This is a genomic window from Psychrobacter sp. 5A.1, from assembly GCF_030407455.1.
In the GTDB taxonomy this organism is placed as follows: Bacteria; Pseudomonadota; Gammaproteobacteria; order Pseudomonadales; family Moraxellaceae; genus Psychrobacter.
Genome location: NZ_JASDDJ010000003.1, coordinates 32,775 through 48,297 on the forward strand (window position 1 = coordinate 32,775; position 15,523 = coordinate 48,297).

14 protein-coding genes are annotated in these 15,523 nt (G+C 44.1%); 5 read left to right on the forward strand and 9 right to left on the reverse strand.

Going from position 1 to position 15,523, the window contains the following annotated elements:
- Window positions 1-29: 29 nt before the first annotated feature.
- Window positions 30-1,244: a magnesium/cobalt transporter CorA gene (corA, locus tag QL982_RS01065; protein WP_290165262.1), complete on the forward strand. Its 1,215-nt coding sequence runs from the start codon at window positions 30-32 to the stop codon at window positions 1,242-1,244.
- A gap of 74 nt (window positions 1,245-1,318) precedes the next feature.
- Here corA and QL982_RS01070 read toward each other — a convergent pair whose 3' ends face one another.
- Both QL982_RS01070 and folD read right to left on the reverse strand, forming a co-directional pair.
- The gene (locus QL982_RS01070; protein WP_290165259.1) at window positions 1,319-1,837 is read right to left on the reverse strand and encodes a phosphate-starvation-inducible PsiE family protein; all 519 of its coding nucleotides are present in this window, start codon (window positions 1,835-1,837) and stop codon (window positions 1,319-1,321) included.
- Window positions 1,838-1,936: 99 nt separating this feature from the next.
- On the reverse strand, window positions 1,937-2,815 hold the full coding sequence (gene folD / locus QL982_RS01075) for a bifunctional methylenetetrahydrofolate dehydrogenase/methenyltetrahydrofolate cyclohydrolase FolD (RefSeq protein ID WP_290165257.1): 879 nt from the start codon (window positions 2,813-2,815) through the stop codon (window positions 1,937-1,939).
- 431 nt (window positions 2,816-3,246) lie between these two features.
- On the opposite strand from folD, the gene rluB reads away from it, so the two are divergent.
- Complete coding sequence (rluB, locus tag QL982_RS01080; RefSeq protein WP_290165255.1) at window positions 3,247-4,194, forward strand: 23S rRNA pseudouridine(2605) synthase RluB; 948 nt, start codon at window positions 3,247-3,249, stop codon at window positions 4,192-4,194.
- Between the two features lie 135 nt (window positions 4,195-4,329).
- Here the strand turns inward: rluB and QL982_RS01085 are convergent, their stop codons facing one another.
- The 3 genes from QL982_RS01085 to QL982_RS01095 all read right to left on the reverse strand — a co-directional run bounded on the left by QL982_RS01085 (window position 4,330) and on the right by QL982_RS01095 (window position 6,546).
- A complete protein-coding gene (locus QL982_RS01085; RefSeq protein WP_290165253.1) occupies window positions 4,330-4,881 on the reverse strand; it encodes a hypothetical protein in 552 nt (183 codons plus the stop codon).
- Window positions 4,882-4,926: 45 nt separating this feature from the next.
- A complete protein-coding gene (locus tag QL982_RS01090) occupies window positions 4,927-5,610 on the reverse strand; it encodes a hypothetical protein (RefSeq protein ID WP_290190124.1) in 684 nt (227 codons plus the stop codon).
- A gap of 204 nt (window positions 5,611-5,814) precedes the next feature.
- Window positions 5,815-6,546 carry a hypothetical protein gene (locus QL982_RS01095; protein ID WP_290161775.1) on the reverse strand — a complete coding sequence of 244 codons (732 nt, stop codon included), beginning with the start codon at window positions 6,544-6,546 and terminating at the stop codon, window positions 5,815-5,817.
- Between the two features lie 182 nt (window positions 6,547-6,728).
- Here QL982_RS01095 and QL982_RS01100 point away from each other — a divergent pair, with 182 nt between their 5' ends.
- Window positions 6,729-7,331 (forward strand): LysE/ArgO family amino acid transporter, encoded by a 603-nt coding sequence (locus QL982_RS01100; RefSeq protein WP_290161677.1) that lies wholly within the window; start codon window positions 6,729-6,731, stop codon window positions 7,329-7,331.
- Between the two features lie 197 nt (window positions 7,332-7,528).
- On the opposite strand, the gene QL982_RS01105 is transcribed toward QL982_RS01100, so the two are convergent.
- The 4 genes from QL982_RS01105 to QL982_RS01120 all read right to left on the reverse strand — a co-directional run bounded on the left by QL982_RS01105 (window position 7,529) and on the right by QL982_RS01120 (window position 12,159).
- Complete coding sequence (locus tag QL982_RS01105; RefSeq protein WP_290161679.1) at window positions 7,529-8,911, reverse strand: NAD(P)/FAD-dependent oxidoreductase; 1,383 nt, start codon at window positions 8,909-8,911, stop codon at window positions 7,529-7,531.
- A 273-nt stretch (window positions 8,912-9,184) separates the two neighbouring features.
- Window positions 9,185-9,826 (reverse strand): MarC family protein, encoded by a 642-nt coding sequence (locus QL982_RS01110; protein ID WP_197100642.1) that lies wholly within the window; start codon window positions 9,824-9,826, stop codon window positions 9,185-9,187.
- A gap of 280 nt (window positions 9,827-10,106) precedes the next feature.
- Window positions 10,107-10,967, reverse strand: coding sequence for a carboxylating nicotinate-nucleotide diphosphorylase (nadC, locus tag QL982_RS01115; RefSeq protein ID WP_290161683.1), 861 nt, complete (start codon window positions 10,965-10,967; stop codon window positions 10,107-10,109).
- A gap of 160 nt (window positions 10,968-11,127) precedes the next feature.
- A complete protein-coding gene (locus QL982_RS01120; RefSeq protein WP_290161685.1) occupies window positions 11,128-12,159 on the reverse strand; it encodes a hypothetical protein in 1,032 nt (343 codons plus the stop codon).
- A gap of 333 nt (window positions 12,160-12,492) precedes the next feature.
- On the opposite strand from QL982_RS01120, the gene nadA reads away from it, so the two are divergent.
- A complete protein-coding gene (gene nadA / locus QL982_RS01125) occupies window positions 12,493-13,602 on the forward strand; it encodes a quinolinate synthase NadA (RefSeq protein WP_290161777.1) in 1,110 nt (369 codons plus the stop codon).
- A 1-nt stretch (window position 13,603) separates the two neighbouring features.
- Window positions 13,604-15,514: an L-aspartate oxidase gene (gene nadB, locus QL982_RS01130; RefSeq protein WP_290161687.1), complete on the forward strand. Its 1,911-nt coding sequence runs from the start codon at window positions 13,604-13,606 to the stop codon at window positions 15,512-15,514.
- Window positions 15,515-15,523 lie beyond the last annotated feature (9 nt).

Genomic DNA, 15,523 nt, shown 5'->3' on the forward strand with positions numbered 1-15,523 from the left:
AAGTTTTTTATTATATGACAGGAAAGTATATGGAAAATGATAATAATCAATTGATTAAAAAAACAGCTCGTATTGCTCCTGACTCCAATATGAGTCATATCTATGCCAACATGGATGACAAACATCTCTATCTAGACGATGATGATAGCTACATCTATGGTGATGTAGACGCCACCACTGAGGATACCATCGAGACCATGACGGTCTACGATCCTGATTCCGAGCGCTATGAGGATATTGAATCATCGAGTGCGGATGAAGTGGTCAATTGCTACGCTTACTCACGAAAAACAGGTGAGAATCTTGACAGAGTGGCGCTCAATGATGTGCATCGTGTGCTGAGTAACAATGGTCAGTTTATTTGGCTTGGGTTATATGATCCAAGTCTAAAAACCATGGTCAAAGTAAAAGAAGCCTTTGGCCTGCATGAGCTGGCGATTGAAGATGCCTTTGCTGATCATCAACGTGCTAAGGTCGAAAACTACGACAATGACATGGTATTCGTGGTGCTACGTACGGCCAAGCTCGAAGACAATGTCATTCGTTATGGCACGACTGCGATATTTATGGGCAAAAACTACCTGATTACGATTCGTAATGGCCCGTCAAACTCCTACGCCCCTGTCCGTGAACACTGCCACCGTCGCCCCGAGAAGCTGCGTATGGGCCCTATCTTTGTGCTGCACGCCATACTCGATTTTATCGTTGATAACTATATGCCAATCACCGATCGATTGGGTCGGTATTTGCGCGAACAAGAGCGCTATGTGTTTACTTCCGAGTTTGATAAAGGCACCCTAAAAAACCTCTACGAGCTCAAGTCGCAACTGGTACATATGCGCGCTATTATCTTGCCCGTACAAGACATCTGTAGCTTTTTTATCAATCATAAGAAGAGTGAAATCGTCTCTGGGTTTTCTCAAGCAGCCAAGCCCTACTTCCGCGATGTTAATGACCATCTCTTACACTCACTAGATGCCATCAACGGTCTTAATGAGATGTTGAGCGTGGTGATGAATACCTATATGGCGATGGTCAATATGGGTCAGAACGAAGTGGTACGTAAGCTCGCTGCGTGGGCAGGTATCTTAGCCGTGCCAACTGCCATCGCTGGCATCTATGGCATGAACTTTGATTTTATGCCTGAGCTGCATTGGAAGTATGCTTACCTTGTTATTATGGCCATAATTATTACCTTGTGTAGCTATCTGTACTACAATTTTAAAAGACTCAAGTGGTTGTAATACCATGTGCTATGCATAAAAAAAGAGCAACCAGTGGTCGCTCTTTTTTTATGCCGTTTGCCGCGACTCGATCATTATTCACGGCGATGTTTCGTATGACTATCTGGTACTTTCGCATCATCTGGTAAAAGCGCTTTAACCGTTAGATTTGCATGCTGTTGGTCGAGATTGTCTTCGGGACGACCGAACGTCCTTGCCGTCCATGTCAGCACTACGATAGAGGCGCTTAACATCAAAATAGCCAAAGAAATCGTCGCCAGCAGCCACAAATGAAAATAGTCTGAAACCGCCTGCACATCAACCACCAAATGTCGCGACAATGCAGTGATAGCAATAAATATCAAAAACTGTACTGGCAGTCGGTGGGTTTTAAAGTAAATACCTATCATGGCCAACAGTTCAAGATAAATAAACAACATCAATATGTCTTTTAAATCCGCTGAACCTTTTTGAATAATACCAACAAACTCTTTGCCAGCCGTCCAAACGACTACCACACTGATTAAAAATAAAATAACGTAATGACAGATATCGACAAACTCTCTACCAATACTTTGTAATCGCTCATGAACCCCTATGTTTTTTTTAGCCATGCTTAGGTCCTATCAACTGAGATGTGGTTGATGTAGCCTGAGTCGGTGTTGCCTCAGGCCCCTTATCTATCGGCAATCAGCATTCATATAGCCATATTTTTAGCGGACGTTCAAACCTGCTGATTTTTCAGCAGCATCGACAGTTTGGCGAATAAGTGTGTTGATGGTCATTGGGCCAACGCCGCCTGGTACTGGCGTATAAGCGCTGGCAATATTTTCCATGCCCTGCATTTCAATATCACCCATACCGCCATTATCCGTCGGGTGGAAACCAGCATCGACAACCACAGCGCCTGCTTTAATCCATTCGGCTTTAATCAGTTCAGGCACGCCCACAGCACCCACGATGATATCAGCACGCTGGATATGTGACGCCAAATCTTGGGTTCTTGAATGACACATAGTCACTGTACAGTTGGCATTCAATAGCATCATCGCCATTGGCTTACCCAAAATGGCACTGCGACCCACGACTACCGCCTCTTTGCCCGCAAGCTCGATACCGTAGTGTTCTAATAAATGCATGATACCTTGCGGTGTGCATGAGCCATAGGCAGGCTGCTGCATACCCATTCGACCAAAACCAAGACAAGTCACACCATCGACATCTTTTGCCAAATCAATCTGCTCAAAGCAAGCACGCTCATCGATATGCTCAGGAACAGGATGCTGTAGTAAAATACCGTGTACATCTGGATTGTTATTTAGCTCATCTATCTTTGCTTTGAGCTGTTCAGTGGTCGTGGCACTTGGCATCTCAACACGTATAGAGTCCATACCAACGCGCTGACAAGCATTGCCTTTCATACGGACGTAAGTGGCAGAGGCTGGATCGTCACCAACCAATATCGTCGCTAAACTTGGGGTACGTCCAGTCTTATCCTTGATAGCATCCACGCGTGTGCGTAGTTGTTGTTCTATTTGTTTGGCAAGGGCTTTGCCGTCCAAAACAGTGGCTGACTCTTGGGTAGTAGACATAGTAACTCCAATAGAGGGTGCGATAAAAAAAAGAAAGACAGTGCCGCAATTACTTGCATGCCTGTCTTATCCTTGATCAAGGGGTGATTTATACTGATATTGTACCTGCCTGCGGCTAAAAATCCTAGCGTAAGATACAGCCAGCATCACTGTACTTGAGTAACTTATCTACGTTTGGCATGATTCATAGATATAGTCCATCCACAATCATATCGATACAAGGAAACCGAGTGCAAGCGAGATATCATTCTGGCTAGGGCGTGTTGAGTCTACCTTATCATAAGCATTCATTTGTTAACGTTCACCTTTTTCTTGATATCGACCATTAGTAACAACAGGTTTGCGTGCTAAAGCCATCAAAATAGCGTAGAATAGTCAATCCAATTTTTTTACATTGAGAAATGTAAACCCACCGACTCAAGGTTATGATTATGAAAGACGAAAAATTACAGAAAGCCCTCGCCCGCATGGGACTTGGCTCACGCCGTCAGATGGAAGAAGTCATCAAAGCTGGTCGTGTCACTGTCAATAACGGCCCTGCAACCATTGGTGATCGCGTCGAGCAAGGCGATGAGATTCGCGTTGATGGCCGTCAGATTAAATACACCTCTGAAAACGAGAAGCGTCGCCGTGTTATCGCTTATTACAAACCTGAAGGCGAAGTCTGCTCTGCTAAAGATCCAGAAGGTCGCCCAACCGTTTTTGAGCGCTTGCCAAAGCTGACTCATGATCGCTGGGTCATGGTCGGACGCTTGGACATCAACTCAACGGGGCTGTTATTGTTTACCAATGATGGTGAAATGGCGCATCGCTTGATGCATCCCTCTGGTGAAGTGACTCGTGAATATGCGGTACGTGTATTGGGTGAAGTGACACCTGAGATTGCCCGTGCATTAACAGCTGGCGTCATGCTAGAAGATGGCCTTGCAAAGTTTGAAGATATCAAAGACGGTGGCGGTGAAGGTGTCAATAAGTGGTATCACGTCCAACTAAAAGAAGGCCGTAACCGTGAAGTACGTCGCTTATTTGAGTCGCAAGGTCTGAAAGTTAGCCGTCTACTACGCACGCGCTACGGTACGATTGCCCTACCAAAAGAGTTGCGTACTGGTCGTTTCTTAGAGCTCGACAAAAAAGAAATCAACACGTTGACGGATTTGGTGAGCTTACGCCCACGTTATGGCACTGGTCTACATGGCGCAGCCAAAGAAAAGCAAGAGCGTATCAGAAGCAAGCCGCTCAAAGCGCGTCGCGCTACTGACAGTCGTAGCGATACCCGTAGTGGTAGCGACAATCGTAACAGCAGCGCAAAACCTAAAAGCAGTGCTAGCCCTGCCAGCCGTGGTACGCGCAATACCCGTGACCGCGACGACAAGCGCTAGTTAAGTTGGTTTAACATTATTCTAAATCTTTGATAGGTTTAGCATAAACATAAAAAAGCTGCCAGTGATTATTCATCATTGGCAGCTTTTTTTGTATCATTTATAGCAAGTCGTTGTAAATCTAATGACGTAGACTTAGCTATCATGACTATTAATATAGTTTTTCATGACTCGTAACTCCTGCAACTGCTGCGTGTCCATTTGCGCCAGCAAATTATCTAAACGCTGCTCAATATTATTTAACACGCTCTGTAATAATTCATTGGCTTCCGCTTCATTGTCATTACTTATATTATCGGCGCTTATATTTGTTAAATGGTAATGACTGGATAAAATTTCTGGAAGCCGAGTATGCAGCATCTTATTCAATACAAACTGCTGCTCTGTTATCGCAGGCGTCTTATGCTGAGCTTTTAGTGATTTCTGATACGCTTGATAGTGATTCACTTTTTCATCAATACGTTTTAATTGGCGCAATTGAAGCTCTGGCAAATTTTTTAGATGTTTCTTATGCAAATTTAATTGCTGCCAACTGAGTTTGGATAATGGCAATAGTGCATTATCATTCTGATAGACGAGCACACCTGGCGAAATACCAACGGCCTTATGGAAAGCTTGCCAGCCTTTTTTACCCAAATAAAAGGTAGTGACTGTCGTTACAATGCCAATGCCTATTAAGATGCTCATATACGCTTACTCTTCATCTTGTCCTTTAATTATAAAACTCTGCATTTATAGTTTAATGTCTTCGGCACTTACATTAGCACCCATTGGATTTTCAATCGCTTGAATATTTACATCACTGCTCACATCACTACTGGCATTGCTAATATTACTATCGCGCTTTTGAATCTCTGTATTCACAGCAGGATTATCGAAGCGTTTTTGTAGATAGCGATTGGTCGCGAGCAGCTTTTGTCCGTCTTGATGATAGGAAGCATTGAGCAGGTCATCGAACTGCGTATTAATCGTCTCAAGTACGTCTAACAATGCTTCTTTACCAGTGACGTTAGAGTGCTTAATCTTGGTCGTATCAGCGAGCGCACCATCCCCCACATCTAAATCATGCAAGCGGCGATAGTCCGCCACGGCAAGCGGAATATGTCTGTCCATTAAATTTTGAATCATGATATACGTTTCGTTAACGGTATCTTTATCATCAATTTTTCCATCATTATTGGTATCGCCATAAATGACACGCAGCTTCTCACCTTTTTCATTGATTTGGTCGAGGGCTGTTTTGACCTCAACGGGTAAGCTCTTTTCGGGAATATAACCTAACTGCGGCATCGCTTTATATTCAAGCATTTTGGGTGCAGTGAATTTTTTGAGACCACGATATCCTAGGTACAATCCAGCTGCTGGTAGCAGCCCATATAGTACAAACATCACTAGCATCGCAGTCATTTGGGTCATTAGATATTCCTCATTACTTTTTAGAGTATGGCGGCAAGTTTCTTATTATGGATATGGGGGCGTGTTGAACAAAAAAATAAGGCTCTATTAAAGCCCTATATTGTGGTGCATCATACTGTTATGCGTCATATCGTATTGGGTCAATTGTATCGAATGACACCTAACTGTCTCAAGTTGGCAACGATCACTAAAAGCCATTACTCACTAACTTTTTGTGCGGCTTTTGACATAACGATGCGTTGAGGCCAGACGATTCATCACTGTTTGGTGCAGCTCATCCAATAACTCGTCAAGCTCATAATCAATCTCAAGAAACAAATCGGTCAACATATCGCCTGCGGTCATCTTACCTTGTACCGTGTTGTTTTTTGTACGATGTGGGCTGAACCGCTGTAGTTGCTCATAATGATGTAGCGCTTCTGGAATACTCTCAGACACCAGCTTATCGATGACGAACTGACGCTCATTATGCTGCTGCTGTTGCTGCTCGTTGAGCTCGCTGCTCCATTCACGGTAACGCTTCAATTTACCATTAATTCGATCTAGAATTGCGACAGCCTCAATAGGCATGGCATTTAGGGTGGCTTCATCGACCACATCAACAAGCTCAGTCATAATCGGACAGCGTCCATGTTTGAGATACCATAAAGTATCTGGGTCAAAAGGAGGTCTATTGGTCGGGCGCATTTGGGCACGATTGGACAAATAGCGATCGGTCAAAGGCGTCGGCGTTCGAATATCACTCACTTGTGCTAATGCATCACGAATACGACCTGCACGCTCAGGTGGTGTTAGCACAGAGCGCTGACTGATAGCTTGATCGTTTTCATCATTGCTATCCTCCACCTCTACATCTTGGCTGACACTCATCTGTTGAGCATTTTTAGCCGCTTGTGTTGGCAGGTCTTCTTGAGCTTGCCCAAATGACTTTAGCATTCTTGTCAAACTTACCACCATGACCTACTTTGCCTCTCGTTCCGTGCACTCGTATTGTGCAAGTATTGCATATATTGATTCAATGACGTATCTTAACAGCTTTTTTTGGCACTGCCAGTAAGCAAAGTGTCAATATTCCTATACCCTAAAACATCTACTCTCTAAATGATAAGCACTTTACTATGAACGTGACTGATTATACCTCTGGCTTTTTGCTTGGGCTATCGCTTATCTTAGCAATTGGATCACAAAATGCTTTTGTACTTAAACAAGGCATTAAACGTGAACACATCTTTTTTATCTGCTTATTCTGTGCCGTTAGTGATGCGTTGTTAATCTCAGCGGGCGTTGCTGGATTTGGTGCTGTAACCGCTCGTTATCCACATGCAGTAGATATCGCCAGATTCGCAGGTGCGTTGTTTTTGCTGGTTTACGGTTTGCAAAGTTTATACGCCAGTATCAAACGCTCACATGCATTAACCGTCGATGGTCAGGCCGTCACTAGTTTGAAAAAAGCACTGTTGCTGTGTTTTGGCTTTACCTGGCTCAATCCACACGTCTATCTAGATACATTGGTGCTCGTCGGTATGGTTTCAACGGGTGCTAGTAGCAAATTGGCCTTTGGTGTGGGTGCTGTCAGTGCTTCGTTCTTTTTCTTTTTTGCTTTGGGTTATGCTGCACGACTGCTTAGACCGTTATTTTCCAAACCAAAGGCATGGAATATACTTGATGGATTAGTGGGTATATTGATGCTTTACTTAGCTTGGCACTTATATCATAGTTGATATATAGCCAATCCTCTATAAATTGGATACTGTGTCAGTCTCCACATTATATTGAACCGACTATAGTCGCTGAATGTACCACGCACAAAAAAGCCAAATACATCTAAACGTATTTGGCTTTTTATTTTTTATATCAGATGCTTTTAATAGCAACTAATTTTTTACGGCCACTGCTCTTTGTAGCAGCGACTATCTATCTACGATGCTTTCTTGCGCTTTTTAGGCTTAACAAAGCTTAAGTTCAAAAAATGCTCAAGCGAGTCATCAAGGACATCTAGCCAAGGCTCTGGCAATTCGGGTGATAGCGTACCTGTCAATGTTGAACGATAGCCTTTTTCTCTAAAAGTCATAATATTGTCGGTCTTATCTTTTTGCCATTCTTTTAGGATTTCACCCTGCTTCTCTACGGCAAACTCTGGATAATCTGTCGCATTGGTTAAATCGCGAATATAGGCAGCTTGGAAGTCAATTGAGTCGCTGACCGTGACACACTTAGCATACGTTGCCAACCATTCTTTTTCGTCGACCTCACGAGTCGCCAAATCAGGCAGCTCGATATCATCCATGATGACATCACGTGCATACCACGCTTGAGCATCAAACATGTTAAAGGTGAAATACTGATCATGCATGCCTAAATAAATGAGCTTTGGATTGGGCTGCCAAAAAGTCCCTTTGTATAGATTGGCTGGATATAAGCAGTTATGGGTCTGTAAGCGTAGCTCATCCGGCATAAACGGGAAATGGAACAGGTAACCTGTGCACATAATGATTGCGTCAAATTTTTGGCTAGTACCATCGGCAAAATGCGCCACGTCATCTTCAAAGTGAGTGACGAGCGGCACTTCTTTGATACCCTCTGGCCAGTCATAACCCAGTGCTTGTGTGCGATAGCTAATGGTCACTGATTTGGTGCCATATTTATAACACTGCGTGCCAATATCTTCGGCTGAATAACTACTGCCAATGAGTAAAATATCTTCGTCTTTAAATTCTAGCGCATCACGGAAGTCATGAGCATGCAAGATACGACCTGGGAAAGTCTCTAGACCTTCGAAATATGGCATATTTGGCGTTGAAAAGTGACCGGTCGCTACCACGACATAATCGAACTCTTCGACTTCTTGCTCGTTCGTTTTATGGCTCATGACTGTCACAGTAAACTTCTGCGTATCATCATCGAATGAGACCCAACGCACAGGACATTCAAAGCGGATATACTTTTGAATGTCTTGCTTATCGATACGGCCCATGATGTAGTCTTTTAGAACTTCACGTGGCGGATATGAAGGGATGGCATCACCAAAGTGCTCATCAAATGAATAATCAGCAAACTCTAAGCATTCTTTTGGGCCATTCGACCACAAATAACGGTACATACTGCCGTGAACGGGTTCACCGTTTCTATCCAAACCAGTACGCCAACTATAATTCCACATACCGCCGATAGCATTTTGCTTTTCATAACAAACTATCTCAGGTAGGTCGGTTGCACCAGCCAATCGTGCTGCCTCAAAAGCGCGTAATTGTGCTAAACCACTTGGACCTGCCCCTAAAATAGCAATTCTTTTATTACTCAAGTTTAACTCCTATAATATTAGTTGTCCCTCCACTGTAACATGTTTTTATAGGTAGCATTTTTTCGGATACTTTTGGTGATTGATAACATTATTTTAGACATAGCTATTCTATAAAAATCGCTTTTAGCCATTTTATAGAATATTTATGATTTTGGGGCGTTTTAGAGGTTTTTAGCTAATAGTAGAAGTAAGATATAAGCTTTCTTTACAACCTAAAAATTGAGGGGTAACTCTAAATAAAATAAACAAAGGTACAGGCAATCAATTTTTTCGTTAAACTAAAGCAGGAAACAGCGTGCGTAGACCATTAACGATGATTTCAATAGAAACTGCCGCCAACAACATGCCCATGATTCTGCTCATAATGTTCAGACCCGTATCACCCAATAAACGGCTAATACGACCTGCTGCCATCAATGCCAAATAACAAAACAAACTGATCAACAACCCAGCTATTAATATGGCCGATACTTGTAGTACACCAGAAACTTGTGAAGAATAAATAATCACCGTTGAGATACCGCCCGGCCCAATCATCATTGGGATAGCGAGTGGAACGACAGCAGCTGCCATTGATACTGGCGAATCTTGTACATGATCGACATCGAAGTTTTCTTGATCAGGCTTAACGGGATTACCTTCACCATTCATCATATTCAGGGCAATCAAAAACACCAGAATACCACCCGCCAACTGAAACGAGCCAATTGAGATACCAAGCGCTTTTAGGAGCGTCTCACCTGCGACCGTAAAAAAGCTGATCGTGATAAAAATTGTTAAACAAGCCACACGCGCCACTTTGCGTCGATTATTCATTGAATAACCACGGGTCAAATCCAAAAATAACGTCAAAGCGCTAAAGGGATTAATCAACACCATAAAGGCTAGGATTATCTTGATGATTTCAGTATTCACTGAGCGCTCGCTTATCTATTCGTCAAACCGGGCAAAAAGATAAGGTCATCGTGCGAGTGCAACGATGACCCAATAGATGGTTAAAATGGCCTTGTCGCTTATATTGTAACATAGGCAGATAAGCCAATTAAATCATTAACTTTGCTCAACAGACCCTATATACTATCTTGTCGAATCTTCTGTGTGAAAACAAGCCTTTAATAAGCGGTGAATCTATCAGTTCAGTGATAATGCCTTCGATAAAACTAGGCCGTGTTATTCGCTTTTGGTACGCCGTTACTTATGCGCTAAAATCCAGACCAATATCCAATGCAGTGGTACTGTGCGTTAGATAACCCATAGCGATAAAATCAACCCCCGTACTGGCAGCCGCTTGTACCGTTTCAGGGGTAATACCACCTGAAGCTTCTGTTCTGGCTCGACCTTTACACATAGCAACCGCTTGCGACAAAGTTTCAGGCGACATATTATCTAGTAACACCAAGCTCACACCTGCATCCAGTGCCTGTGCTAATTGCTCTAGCGTATCAACTTCGACTTCAATGGGAATCAAATGCCCAGCAAATTTCTGTGCTTGCTGAATGGCTGTCGTGATGTCACCCGCAATGGCGATATGATTGTCTTTGATCAAAATCGCATCATCCAACCCCAAGCGATGATTGCGCCCACCACCGCAGCGTACTGCGTATTTTTGTACGATACGCAAGCCTGGGATGGTCTTACGTGTACAAGTGATTTGCGCAGGATATTGCACCACACTATCAACAATTTGACGGGTCGCTGTCGCAATACCGCTGAGATGGGTCATAAAATTCAGTGCGGTGCGTTCTGCTGTCAACAAGTGGCGTGCGTTACCCCGAACGGTGGCCAATACTGTGCCAGCTTCAACCAACTCGCCATCCTGTACTTGTGCAATAAACTCAATTTGTGCATCGACTAAAGCAAATGACAACCGTGCCAAATCTATACCGCATATCACGCCCGCTTGCCGCGCTTTGATCTGTAGCTGCGCTTGCATCTCAGCTGGAATAGTGGCTTGTGACGTCACATCACCACGCCTACCCAAGTCTTCAATTAGCGCATTTTCAACCAATGGTTTAAGCAATACCACATCCAATGCTGGCTCTTTTTCAATTGTCATCTTTAACCCTTATGTAGGCATGATATTGATAGAAACGTCTCAATATTTAAACTCAAAATGAGCATAAATATAGCGCAAAGTTAGCGACCCTGCAAGGAAAGGTGACAAGTTTTTCGTTTTACAAACCACTTTAGAGATAAAACGGACTGGCTTGAAATGACTATTTGCGCTTGGGAAGTTTGCTGTCCATCAATAAACTCTGTAGCTCGATATCATGGCGAAAACGATACAGCTTGGCAGGGCGACCGCGCTGAGCACTGCTACTCTCCCCAGTCTCCATCACTAGATTCTGTGAATCAAGCAAGCGACGAAAGTTTTGTTTATGCAAGCGCACCCCTGATAATGCCTCAACACTCTGCTGCAACTGCGATAAGGTAAAGACATCTGGCATCAAACCAAAAATAAGCGGCCTGTATTCAATCTTTGCGCGCAGTCTTGAGATAGCCGTGGCAATCACGCGACGGTGATCGTAATACATCGGTACACCTATGCGCTGTGACCAGTCCTCTGGTAAAACAACGGCCTGATGGTTGGGTGGATAATTGGGCGCTTCGGGTATCAGTCCTGCTTCATAGAGCATCTCATAACGTAGCAATACATGCTCTGCGATCCATTCTCTGCTTTCATTATCCTGCTCGCTAACTGATTGGCTGTCTGGCAGTTGACCATTTGCCAAAAATGCTTCACTGAGTCCCCAACACAAACCAATACGCTGACGTCGGCGCTGTTGAACAATCGAATCCTCTGCGGTATTGGCCCATTCCAACAGTACAGGCACAATGAAGTCCATGATGATACTGGGCATACCATCCAAGTGATTTTCCCATGGGAAATAATCATACCAATCTCGCCATAGCGCTTTGCTTTGGAGTGCCCGTGTTTGCGTCTCTTGCACCAAGCCCAAATAACTCACATACACCAACGCATGACCGTCGATGTTACGTCTATTGGTGTCAACAAAGGTATATAGCTGCTCCAAATATCCGAGCGGTTGCTGTGTTTGTTCTTCTACCCACTGACGCACGCCTGCCTGTAGCGAGCGATGTAGCGGCATAAGTGGTCCATTTGGCAACAGCTTGCCTTGGTCAACGGTTAGGACACGCGCGATATGATCTGTGATAGCGACCAACACGGCGACCACTTCTGTCGTGCCGCTACCTTGCTGGTGCGCATGTGAATAAGACAACGTCATGGCTTTGGGGATTATCCTTTTTCTCTGAAAAACAAAAGGCTATCAAGGTTAATAGCTACCGTACGGCTTAGTATAGCTTGAATCTAAAACTATCATAGTCTGTCGTTGTAAGTATAAAAAATCAATATCGATATACCGTTTTGAAAGGCTAAAACCGAATGTATTGAATAGATCAGTATAAAAAAATACTTGTAATTATGCTCAAAATGAGCATAATTAAGACAACTTATAAATTGACTATGTTCAATTCCCACATTTTTAGCACACACATTTATCGTTATCGCACCAACAAAGGCTGCCATTATGAAAAACTATCCTTACGACGCACCCATCATGAGTACGGACAATCGCATCGCCACTCAGATGAATATCGAATATGCCAAAGCTAAGATGCCAGTGGATCTGCCGCGTTCAGAGCGTATCGTGGTTGAAGAAAATATTAAACAATTATTGAAAGACAATAATGCTGTATTGGTCGCGCATTATTATGTCGATCCTTTTATACAGGATTTGGCATTGGCAACGGGTGGCTGTGTCGGCGATTCGCTTGAGATGGCACGCTTTGGTCAAGCACATAGTGCACAGACATTAGTGGTAGCAGGTGTACGCTTCATGGGTGAATCGGCAAAGATATTGAGCATGGAAAAGACCGTACTGATGCCAGATTTGGAAGCCGAGTGTTCACTTGATTTGGGCTGCCCTGCTGATGAATTTTCAGCGTTCTGCGATGCCCATCCTGAACGTACCGTTGTAGTCTATGCCAATACCAGCGCCGCGGTAAAAGCACGCGCAGACTGGGTAGTAACTTCATCCGTTGGTATCGACATCGTCCGTCACTTACATGCTCAAGGCGAGCCTATCATTTGGGGGCCTGATCGCCATTTGGGTAAATACATCGCTGGTGAGACTGGCGCAGATATGCTGCTTTGGCAAGGATCTTGCCTTGTACATAATGAGTTTAAGGCAACTGAACTCCTGCAACTAAAAGAGGAATACCCAGATGCCAAAGTCTTGGTGCATCCTGAGTCACCTGATAGCGTCGTTGAGCTAGCGGATGTGGTCGGCTCTACTAGCAAGCTATTGCAATCAACCTATGAGATGGATGCCGATACCTTTATCGTTGCTACCGATTTGGGCATATTGCACGAGATGCAAAAACGCTCGCCAAACAAACGCTTTTTGGCAGCGCCAACCGCTGGTGAAAGTGCAAGCTGTAAGAGCTGTGCGTTTTGCCCTTGGATGGCAATGAACGGCTTAAAAGGTATCGAGCAATGCTTGACCAATCAAAGCGGTGAGGTTCTGATGACACCTGAGCTGGCCGTAGCAGCCAAAAAACCTTTACAACGGATGCTCGATTTTGCCGAATCACAAAAGCAACGCGTGGCCGCCAGTGGCGATATTGTCAAAGACCGTGTGCTGTTTGCTAATGTTGGGGCTGCCTAGTATGAGCGCGGATAATGTCAGGCAAACAGACGTACTTATTATCGGTGCAGGATTGGCGGGTTTAAGTACTGCGCTATCATTACCAAAATCGCTAAGTATCATGGTACTGAGCAAAGCCGCTTTGGAGGTTTGCTCAAGCCATTACGCGCAAGGTGGTATCGCTGCAAGTTTGGACCAAAATGACTCCGTGACCGACCATGTCGCTGACACCTTAATCGCAGGCGCAGGGTTATGCGATGCTGATAATACGACGGAGATACTAAGTGAAGGACAGCAGGCCATACAGTGGCTATGCGAACAAGGTGTCCCTTTTACTCAGAACTCACAACAAGATACGAAGCAAAGAACTTTAACTGATTTAAATAGTACTGATTTGAATACTAGTAACTTAGAAATTAACAGCTTACACCTTACCAAAGAAGGTGGTCATGGCTGCAGGCGAGTGGCTCATGCTGATGACGCAACGGGTCGGCACGTTATGGAAGCTTTAATTATAAAGGCACATGCTGCAAGTAATATCACGATATTACCGTATCATGAAGCGTTAAGTCTGCTGAAAGACAATAGAGATAACCACTGCCAAGGTGCACGCGTTTTTGACCACAATAGTCATCGTCAACTCACTGTTTATAGTCGCGCAGTCGTACTGGCCAGTGGCGGCCTAGGGCAGCTGTTTCAACGTGCTAGCGCGCCCAATGTTTGTGTCGGTGACGGCGTCATGATGGCTTGGCAAGCGGGTTGCCGTTTGGCAAATTTAGAATTCATTCAATTTCATCCCACGGGCTTAGCATTAGATGACAGCAGTTTCTTAATCTCTGAAGCGTTACGCGGTGAAGGTGGACGGCTGTACTGTCCGCAGACAGGTCGACGATTTATGCTAGACGTTGATGAGCGTGCTGAATTGGCACCCAGAGACATCGTTGCACGAGCGATCGCTGAGCAGATTAATGTAAATGGTCTTGGCTACGTACATCTTGATGTCAGTCATCTACCAGCGCCATTTTTACAAGAGCATTTTCCGCAAATTTATCAGACGTTGCTAACGCTTGGCATTGATATCACGACGGATCCAATACCAGTCGCTCCTACCGCCCACTATAGTTGCGGGGGTGTCGTCACATCTGTGAACGGTATGACCGATGTCGCAGGGCTGTATGCAGCAGGTGAAGTTGCTCATACCGGCTTGCATGGAGCAAATCGCTTAGCAAGTAATTCATTATTGGAGTGTGTGGTCGTAGGACGAAATATCGCTGCTGACTTGCCTCGTTATTTGACAGAAATTGAAGTATTAGATGCAGAGCTACATACATCGGCGTATCGTCATAATTTGAATGTAAGCGCTGATGATATTTGGAAAACACCCATACTGAAAAACACCCAAACTATTACTCTGCCATATTTTGCATCATCGACATCAAATTTATACGATTATCATGAAGCTAATAAGCACTGCCGTTCTGATGCTGATATGACAGACATCATTGCAAAACTAAAAGCGCTGATGACCGCCAATATGGGTATCACACGTAGTGCTAAAGAGTTAGAGGAAGCGCTTGAACAGATACAACAATGGCAGCAATGGTTGACAAAACCTGAGTTAAGTTCGCTCAATAGTAATGATAGTGATAGCAATATCAATCGCAAAAAGAGCAATATCAGCATTGATGAGCTTACACATTTACAGTTAGCAAGACAATTACAATTAGCGACATTGATTGTACAGTCTGCCTCTCAGCGCATTGAAAGTCGTGGTGGGCATTATCGAGAGGATTATCCAAATCTAGCCGTCACACCTCAGACGAGTGTGATTAATCCATTATTAAACACGAGAGAAGGTAGTATTGACTGGCTCATTCAGCCTATAATTGTTCATTCAGGAGCTAGAACAATAAAAGCGACGACTGCCACCTAAAAGCAGTAG